Here is an 8,734-nt window from a genome sequence, read left to right on the forward strand (position 1 = left end):
TCCCCGGATTCGGCAGCGCTTTCCAAGCGGCTGGCGAGGTTTACGTCGCGGCCGATGATGGTGTAGTCCATGCGCGTATCGGCGCCGAAGTTGCCCACGGTGCAGTAGCCGGTGTTTAAGCCCATGCGGATTTCCAGCGGCTTGGTAATGCCTTGAGCACGCCATTGTTGGCGTAGCACTTTCATATGTTTGCGCATGGCAATGGCCATGGACACGGCATTCACCGCGTCTTTCTTGGCGCCCTGGCTGGAGGGGTCGCCGAAGAACACCATTACACAGTCGCCAATAAACTTGTCGATGGTGCCACCGTACTTGAGGGTGATCTTCGACATTTCGTTGAGGTAGGTGTTGAGCAGGTCGGTCAGCGCTTCGGCTTCGAGCTCTTCGGAAAGCTCGGTAAAGCCTTTGATGTCGGAAAAGAACACCGTGAGCTTTTTACGCTGGGTTTCCAGGCGCACGGCTTTTTTGCCGCTGAAAATCGACTCCCACCCCTGTGGCGACAGGTATTTGGCCAGGTTACGTGCCAGGCGGGCGGCTTTCTCTTGTTCGCGCTTGATCTCGCCACGGGCGATGTCCAGACGCAGGCCTTGCTGGTGAACAAAGTAGGCGGTGATACAGATATACAACGTGCTGAATAACACGCTGATCAGTGCCACTAAGGTCGGTGTGGTGGCCTTGAGTTCCGGCTGAATCACCACGCTGGTCAGCACCATGGCGCTGACGGTAATCAGCAGGGCCAGGCCCAAGAAGCGCAAACCGCCAATGATCAAGGCGCTAAACACCAGGGTCAGCACAATCATCAAACTCGGTACTACGGAAAAACCAAGCAAGGCGATGGCCGCACCGCTGTGCACGGCGTCGATAAACAGAAGCACCAGGTTGGTTTGCCGCGGATGATCGTTTTTGAAGCGTTGGCTCAGGTGGTGGGCCAAGTGGGGATAGAGCAGGGCGTAAGGCACCATCCAGAGGATGTTGTAGCCAAAGTACTGAACAAAGGTACCCGCCGCGATGCTGGCGGCCATGGCGATATAGGCCAAGACCCGTGAGTAGTACTCACGCAGGGGTAAAGAAGGTAAGTCAATCGGACGCTCGATACTGGCTGACTTCATGGCGCTGACACGATCCCTGCTGGTTTTCTGACGTCTCTGTAGGACGCCTTCGCACTCTGCAAAACAGAGGCCATGCTTTTGATTGGTTGGGGATCATAACCAGCAAAAGTTATAGCGCCAATAGCACCCGCCGAAAGGCCGGAACCAGGGGCTCCGGCGGTTCAGTGATGGCACTATGGTTTCAGATTGCCTGCTCGGTGGCGGCCTTATAAACCGAGTTTTTCGGCTGGGCGAAAACCCGGCGCAGCATCGGTTCGAAGTACTCCAGCGGCAGGTGTTCATACGCTGGATCAAACGCAGCGGCGTCGTACTTGGCGCAGAACTCGATGGTCGCGTGGTACTGCGGATGGTCCTTGAATTGCTCGCGCAGCATGCGGTCCATGCCCAGGTGATGGAAGAAGTAGTAGCCCTGAAAAATGCCGTGTTTCTCGACGATCCAGTGGTTTTCTTCGCTCACGAACGGTTTAAGCATGGCGGCGGCAATATCCGGGTGGTTAAAGGTGCCGAGGGTGTCGCCAATGTCGTGCAGTAGCGCGCAGACCACATATTCCTCGTCACGGCCGTCGCGGTGGGCGCGGGTGGCGGTTTGCAGCGAGTGGGTCAAGCGGTCCACCGGAAAACCGCCGAAGTCGCCGTCAAGCAGCTTAAGGTGGGTCATCACCCGGTCGGGCAGTTGCTTGGCGAAGGCCATAAAGTCTTGGGCAATGATCGCCCAGTCTTCGGCAGTGCCGTCCTGCATATGGGTAAAGCGGGCGTGGGCGTTCATCAGGGTTCTCCGTCTGGCTGCTCGAGGGCAACTCGTTTTTGTTGTTGTTTTGGTTTTAGAACTTAATTCTTCCGGTAAACGCATCCTTCAGCATCACCCAATCGCCGGCCAGGCTGTAGAAGGGATAGTCGAAGGTGGCGGGGCGGTTTTTTTCGAAAATGAAATGCCCCACCCAGGCAAAGCCATAACCGGCCAACGGCATCGCCAGCAGCCACAACCACTGTTGGGTAACCAGCGCATAGCCAAGAATGCTCAGCACCAACAGACTGCCCACGTAGTGCAAACGGCGGCATACCGGGTTGCTGTGCTCTTGCAGGTAGTAGGGGTAGAACTGGGCAAAGCTGGTAAAACGTTCGGCGGTTTGCGTGCCCATGGCACACCTCCTGTTGTTTTCGTCTGTAGGGCAAGGTGCATTGAAGTGTAGGCTGAGTGTCTTCGTGGGCCAGTGACAAAGGGCGCCACTTTAGTATCCTTGCGCTCGCCGCGCTTTTTGCGGTTTCCCGTGACTAGAACAAGAACGCCTCCATGAGCGAACGAACGACTTCTTCGAGTTGGGTGCTGGCCATCGTCAATGGCCTGGAAATGGGCGGCGTGGATTGTCGCCAGTTGTTTAGCGAATTGGGCCTGGACTACGACGCGCTAAGCGACCCCGATGCACGCTTTTCCCAAGACGGCATGACCCGCGTATGGGGCCGCGCCGTGCAGCTTTCCGGCAACCCCGCTATTGGCCTGAACCTGGCCAAGGTGGTGCGTCCGGCGTCGTTTCATGTGGTCGGCTATGCCTGCATGTCTAGCCGTACCTTGAAGGAAGCCTTCACCCGCCTGGTGCGTTTTCAACGGATTATTGCCGAAGGCGCCGACCTGAACTTCCGCCCGCTGCCCGAAGGGTATGCGCTGACCTTGGCCATTCATGGCGACCGCCTGATTCCCGCGCGGCAAAGTGCCGAGGCGTCGCTGGCTTACACCTTGGCCTTCTGCCGCTGGATTACCGGCAAGGAACTGCGCCCACTGAAAGTGTCCTTCCAGGGCGAGCCGCCTGCCGATCTGCAGCCGTATCAGCACGTGTTCCAAGCGCCGCTGCAATTTAATGCCGAGCACTATGCCCTGGTGTTTGAACGGGCTGACCTGGATGCACCAATCCCCAGCGCCAACCCGGCGTTGGCGCAGTTACATGATCGCTTTGCCGGGGAATACCTGGCGCGCTTTTCCGAAAGCCGTATGACCCACCAGGCCAGGCAACTGCTGTGTCGCCTGCTGCCGCAGGGCGAGCCCAAACGCGACACCGTGGCTCAAGCGCTGCACCTGTCACAGCGCACCTTGCAACGGCGGTTACAGGAGGAGGGCACCAGCTTTCAACAGCTCTTGGACGACACCCGACGCGAGCTGGCGGTGCAATACCTGGCCCAGCCCGAGCTGACGTTATTGGAGATTGCCTACCTATTGGGCTTTGCCGACCCCAGCAATTTCTTCCGCGCGTTTCGCCGCTGGTTTGACAGCACGCCGGGCGAGTACCGCGCGCAGATGTGAAGCGCATTTGCTGAAGGTCGTAGGTTGGGTTGAGCCGCAGGCGAAGCCCAACATTGGCCGAATCGTTCTGCTCGTTAATGCCGCCAAAACGCCGGAACACACAGCACCAGTACGGTGATGATTTCCAGCCGTCCAAGCAGCATGCCCAACGACAACAGCCACTTGGCCCCATCCGGCAAGCTGGCGAAGTTACCCGCCGGGCCAATCACTTCGCCCAACCCCGGCCCCACGCCCGACACCGTGCTGGCGGCGCCGGTCAGCGCGGTGATCCAGTCCAGTCCCATTAGCGACAGGCCCAGGGCAATGCCGCAGATGGTGATGCCGAAGAAAAACGAGAAGGTCAGAATCGAGCGCACTACGTCTTCGTCGAGGCGGTGGCCGTTGTAGTTTTGTTTGATCACGGCGCGTGGGTGAATCAGTTGGTGCAGGTTGGCGCGCAGCAGGATATAGGCGACCTGAAAGCGGAAAATCTTGATGCCGCCGGCCGTGGAGCCGGAGCAGCCGCCGATAAAGCCTAGGTAGAAAAAGATCATCAGCGAAAAGTTGCCCCACAGGCTGTAGTCGCCCAGGGCAAAGCCGGTGGTGGTCACCACCGAGGTCACGTTCACCGCCACATGGCGCAGGGCGTCGTACCAGGGCAGGTCGGTGGTGGCCCAGTACCAGAGGGTCATCACCAGCCAGGTGGCGAGTAACAGGCCGAAGAAGCCACGCACCTGTTCATCGCGCAGCAACGCCCGGCGATTGCCGCGCAAGGTGGCTACGTAGAGGGCAAACGGCAGGCTGCCGAGGATCATCAACACCACCGCCACCCAGTGCACGGCAGGTTGTCGCCAGTGCGCCAGGGAGGCATCGGACGTGGAAAAACCACCGGTGGAAATCGCCGACATGGCGTGGTTGATCGCATCAAACCAGCTCATGCCCGCCAGCCATAACGCCACGGTGCCGAGCAGGGTAATGCCGGTGTACGCCAGGGCGATGTATTTGGCCACCATATGGGAGCGCGGCATCACTTTTTCCGAACGGTCCGAAGACTCGGTTTGGAACAGGCGCATGCCACCAATACGCAGTAGCGGCAGAATCGCCACCGCCATACCGATAAAGCCGATGCCCCCGAGCCAGTGCAGGAGCGAGCGCCAGATCAAAATACCGGGAGACATGCTGTCCAGCCCGCTGAGCACCGTTGAGCCGGTGGCGGTGATGCCGGACATGCTTTCGAAAAAAGAGTCGGTGTAGCTGATGTGCTGGGTCAGCAAAAACGGCAGCGCGGCAAAGATGCACACGGCAATCCAGCTGCTGACGGTGAGCATGTACATATCCCGCGGGCGCAAGTGCACATGTTCAGGCTTGCCGGGCAGCACCAGGGCCAGCCCGCCGAGAAAGGTAATCAGGCTGGACCAGAGGAAGGTGTTGATCTCGGATGCGCGGTTAAAGATCAGTAGGGTGACCACCGGCACCACCATGCTGATAGCCAGGGTGATGAGAAAAATGCCGTTGATGTAACCAATGGTGCGCAGCGTCGGTGAGACCATGCAGACAGGCTCTAGAAAAGACAGTCGCACATTCTAGCGATAACGCCCCGAGCCGCGCGCGCGGTTTCTCAGTTTGTCTGCGTGGCAGGTTTTGGCCATGCTCGCAGGCTGACGGCAGATTGGCGCCATAAAATCGCCGGGCTTGTGGGCCGAACTAGCAGCGGCTAAGGTGTCAAAAAGCCTCCCCACAAAGTAGAAAAAATAGAAGAGGTAACGGGTGACGCTCCATCACACCTGGCTGGACGATGTCCGCCCCAATCCTTATGCCGACCAACTGTCCTTAGGCTTTCGCCTGCTGCGTTTCGTGCGGCCGTTGGAAGCTGAATACCGCCAGTACATGAATGAAGACAGCTTTGACCTCAAGCGCATCGCCTTGAGCGTTGGCATGGTGCTGTGGCTGGCTTTTGCCGTACTGGACTTCTCGCTGATCGAAGGTCCGCAACTGTGGTGGATGCTCGCCGTGCGCCTGTGCGTGCTGGCGATGTTGATGATTTGCGCCTTTTTGATTTTGCAGCGCAAACACGTGCACCTGCTGGTGCCGCTAAGCCTGACCTGTATCGGCGGCTTGGGGTTGGGCGCGGCAGCGGTGGTAGCCATCGCCCATACGGTAGACCCCACTTACCCCTACGAAGGCCTGCTGCTGGTGTGCATGGCCGCCTACTTTCTGGTTGGCTTACGCTTGTCTGAAGCGGTCTTCAGCTCGTTACTGGTGCTGTTGGCCTACGTACTTCTTGAGGTGCTGGCCGGGCTGCCGATCCCACGCTTGATCAACAATGTGCTGTTTCTCTTGTTTGGCAACCTGATGGGCGCGGTGGGCTGTTACCTGCTGGAGTTCAAATCACGCGAGCATTTTCTGGTTAGCCGGCTGATGCGCGTATTGGCCGACCACGACAGCCTTACCGGCCTGCACAACCGCCGCAGCTTTAACCGTCAGTTGGAGCGCTTGTGGCGCCAGGCGCAGCGCGAACGCCAGTCGCTGGCGTTGCTGCTGTGTGACATCGACCATTTCAAAGCCTACAACGACTGCTACGGCCACCAAGCCGGCGACAACGTGCTGCAGCGCGTCGGCACGGTACTGGCTGATGCGGCGCGGCGGCCGTTGGATATGTCGGTGCGCTTGGGCGGCGAGGAGTTTGCCGTGCTGCTCTACGACATCACCGATGCGCAGGCGCGCGAACGGGCAGAGGTATTGCGCGAGGCGTTGGAGAAGCTCGGCATTCAGCATGAGCGCTCAACAACGGCGCGTATGGTGACCATGTCGATTGGCGTGGCCTGTCTACTGCCTGCCGAAGAAAGGGATATGGCCCAGCTTTACGAACGCGCGGACCGAGCGTTGTACGAAGCCAAAGCGTTTGGGCGCAATCAGGTAGTGGCCTAACCCAACCGTCGTCCCCGCGCAGGCGGGGACCCAGAACAATGGGAGCTACGCGGGAGTACGGAAGTTAATCCCCGCGATACTCGCAGCCGCTGGTGCAGGTTTCATGAATGCGCACCCGCGATAGCTCTGGCAGTAACGGTTTGAGCTGTTGCCAAATCCATTTGCTCAATACCTCACTGGTCGGGTTTTCCAGACCAGGAATATCGTTCAAATAGTTGTGATCCAACTGTTCATACAGCGGCTTGAAGATCGCCTTGATCTCGGAGAAATCGCGAATCCAGCCGGTGTAAGGGTCCACCTCACCCTCGATATAAATCGCCACCCGAAACGAGTGACCATGCAGGCGCCCGCATTTATGCCCGGCAGGCACGTGGGGCAGGCGGTGTGCGGCTTCGAAGATAAACTCTTTAAACAGTTCCACGGCGTAACGCTCTGAAAAGACGGTGGCTAAAAAACAGCCGGCGAGTCTACCAGCTCAACCCACGCTTTGCCCGAGGTGCGTTGTCTTTCGGGTCAGAAAAGAGTCACCACGTTGCGTGCGGGCAATAAACTTCCGCCCCAATCTACTTCAGGCATAGCCACTATCGACCCTACTGATTTCCGCCGACCCCAGGGTGGCCAGTAAGGTAGCCCCCATACCGAGTTCTGGAGGTGGATATGGCACACATCAACATCATGTCTGTAGTTGGCAGCGCAGTTCCGGCGGCGTTACGCGCCAACGGTCACCTGGCTTGCTGGTACGTGATGGTCGACGGTGTGCAGCGCTCCGGGCCGTTCACTTCATACGAAGTGGCGGCGGCGAGCAAAACCCTCTGGACCTTTGAATCTTTATTGCGCAGCAAGCCCGCTCACGCGCTCGCTGCCTAACATTTTCACGCTCCTCCCCTGGCGTACTTGGCAACTCCCCGGTTGCCTGTTTTTTTCCCTGTGCTGCTCCGCACAACCCTTTGCCCGCGTTAATCGCGGGCTTTCTTTTGCCTGCGAGTTTTGTAGGTAAACTGCGGCCATCTTTTCTGGAAGCCTCAGTGTGAAGTGGGACATTTTTTGTAGCGTCGTCGACAACTTTGGCGACATCGGCGTGACCTGGCGCCTGGCCCGGCAACTGGTGGCCGAACACGGCTGCACGGTGCGCCTGTGGGTGGATGACCTCGGTGCCTTCGCGCGCATTTGCCCACAGGCGCACGCCAGCCAAAACCAGCAGGTGGAGCAGGGCGTAGAGGTGTGCCAGTGGCCCATCGACTGGAAACCCGTGGCGGCGCCCGACGTAGTAATTGAAGCTTTTGCCTGCACGTTGCCGCCGGCTTATATCAGCGCCATGGCGGCGCGAGCGCGTCCTTCGTTGTGGCTGAACCTGGAATACCTGAGCGCGGAAGACTGGGTGCAAGGTTGCCATGGCCTGCCATCGATGCAGTCCAACGGCTTACAGAAGTTCTTCTTTTTCCCAGGCTTTACTGGGAAAACCGGTGGCTTACTGCGCGAGGGCAATTTGCTTGTAGAGCGCGATGCCTTGCAGCAAAACCCATTGGCGCGGCAGGTGTTTTTGCGTTCGCTGGGCGTTGAGTCGCAGCCCGATGCGCAGCTGATTTCCTTATTCGCCTACGAAAATTCTGGCTTGCCGGAGTGGTTTGACGCCTTGGCCGGCGCCGCCCAGCCCAGCCATTTACTGGTGCCCGAGGGCCGGGTTTTGGCTGATGTGCAGCGCTGGTTGGGTGTGGAGCAGTTGGCGGCGGGGCATGTGCACGAACGCGGCAGCTTGCGCGTGCAGATTTTGCCCTTTGTTTCGCAGCAAGATTACGACCGCCTGCTGTGGTGCTGTGACTTTAATGCGGTGCGCGGTGAAGATTCGTTTGTCCGTGCATTGTGGGCTGGCCGACCGTTGGTGTGGCACATCTATAAGCAAGCCGATGATGCCCATCTGGAAAAACTGCAGGCCTTTCTGACGCTGTATCAGCAAGACTTGCCCGCGCCGGCACACGCAGCGTTGAGCGAATTCTGGATGGCGTGGAATACCGGGGAGGGCATCGCCGAACGCTGGCAAAACCTGCAAGCCTGGCGCGCGGAACTGGCCAAGCATGCCGAGAAAACCGCTCTAAAATGGGCTTCTCAGGTCGATCTTGCGACGGCGCTGGTACAGTTTTACCGAAATTGGCTATGATACGCGGCCTAGAATTCTGTACCTCCATCCAAATTCGGATACTCGTATGAAAACCGCACAAGAAATGAAGCCCAACAGTGTGGCCCTGATCGACGGCCAACCTTGGCTTATCCAGAAGGCCGAATTCACTAAATCCGGTCGTAACAGCGCCATCGTTAAAATGAAACTGAAGAACTTGTTGACCGGTTCTTCGACTGAAACCGTTTACAAAGCCGATGACAAGCTTGAGCCAGTTATTCTGGATCGCGTCAACGTGACTTACTCCTACTT

Annotated in this window: 9 protein-coding genes and 1 pseudogene; 5 read left to right on the forward strand and 5 right to left on the reverse strand. The window is 58.3% G+C overall.

The window, feature by feature from the left end:
* The 3 genes from AAAB16_RS12035 to AAAB16_RS12045 form a co-directional block, all read right to left on the reverse strand.
* Positions 1–1,109, reverse strand: a 1,109-nt coding sequence (locus AAAB16_RS12035; RefSeq protein WP_340663529.1) for an adenylate/guanylate cyclase domain-containing protein, incomplete at its 3' end; no start/stop codon positions are given.
* A 181-nt stretch (positions 1,110–1,290) separates the two neighbouring features.
* On the reverse strand, positions 1,291–1,875 hold the full coding sequence (locus AAAB16_RS12040; RefSeq protein ID WP_340663530.1) for an HD domain-containing protein: 585 nt from the start codon (positions 1,873–1,875) through the stop codon (positions 1,291–1,293).
* Positions 1,876–1,930: 55 nt separating this feature from the next.
* Positions 1,931–2,248, reverse strand: coding sequence for an Mpo1-like protein (locus AAAB16_RS12045; protein WP_340663531.1), 318 nt, complete (start codon positions 2,246–2,248; stop codon positions 1,931–1,933).
* Positions 2,249–2,400: 152 nt separating this feature from the next.
* Here AAAB16_RS12045 and AAAB16_RS12050 point away from each other — a divergent pair, with 152 nt between their 5' ends.
* Positions 2,401–3,402: an AraC family transcriptional regulator gene (locus AAAB16_RS12050; protein ID WP_340663532.1), complete on the forward strand. Its 1,002-nt coding sequence runs from the start codon at positions 2,401–2,403 to the stop codon at positions 3,400–3,402.
* 74 nt (positions 3,403–3,476) lie between these two features.
* Here the strand turns inward: AAAB16_RS12050 and AAAB16_RS12055 are convergent, their stop codons facing one another.
* A complete protein-coding gene (locus tag AAAB16_RS12055; protein ID WP_340663533.1) occupies positions 3,477–4,931 on the reverse strand; it encodes a TrkH family potassium uptake protein in 1,455 nt (484 codons plus the stop codon).
* Between the two features lie 217 nt (positions 4,932–5,148).
* Here AAAB16_RS12055 and AAAB16_RS12060 point away from each other — a divergent pair, with 217 nt between their 5' ends.
* On the forward strand, positions 5,149–6,309 hold the full coding sequence (locus tag AAAB16_RS12060) for a diguanylate cyclase (protein ID WP_340663534.1): 1,161 nt from the start codon (positions 5,149–5,151) through the stop codon (positions 6,307–6,309).
* Between the two features lie 64 nt (positions 6,310–6,373).
* Here AAAB16_RS12060 and queD read toward each other — a convergent pair whose 3' ends face one another.
* Entirely contained in the window at positions 6,374–6,730 is a 357-nt protein-coding gene (queD, locus tag AAAB16_RS12065) for a 6-carboxytetrahydropterin synthase QueD (RefSeq protein WP_110617600.1), read from the reverse strand.
* Between the two features lie 236 nt (positions 6,731–6,966).
* Here queD and AAAB16_RS12070 point away from each other — a divergent pair, with 236 nt between their 5' ends.
* From AAAB16_RS12070 to AAAB16_RS12080, 3 genes and pseudogenes are all read left to right on the forward strand, one after another.
* Complete coding sequence (locus AAAB16_RS12070; RefSeq protein WP_340663535.1) at positions 6,967–7,176, forward strand: hypothetical protein; 210 nt, start codon at positions 6,967–6,969, stop codon at positions 7,174–7,176.
* A gap of 160 nt (positions 7,177–7,336) precedes the next feature.
* Positions 7,337–8,464: an elongation factor P maturation arginine rhamnosyltransferase EarP gene (gene earP / locus AAAB16_RS12075; protein ID WP_340663536.1), complete on the forward strand. Its 1,128-nt coding sequence runs from the start codon at positions 7,337–7,339 to the stop codon at positions 8,462–8,464.
* Positions 8,465–8,510: 46 nt separating this feature from the next.
* Positions 8,511–8,734: pseudogene (locus AAAB16_RS12080) on the forward strand (elongation factor P); the annotation flags it as partial.

Origin of the sequence: Pseudomonas sp. (assembly GCF_037994325.1) — a bacterium.
Classification (GTDB): Bacteria; Pseudomonadota; Gammaproteobacteria; order Pseudomonadales; family Pseudomonadaceae; genus Aquipseudomonas.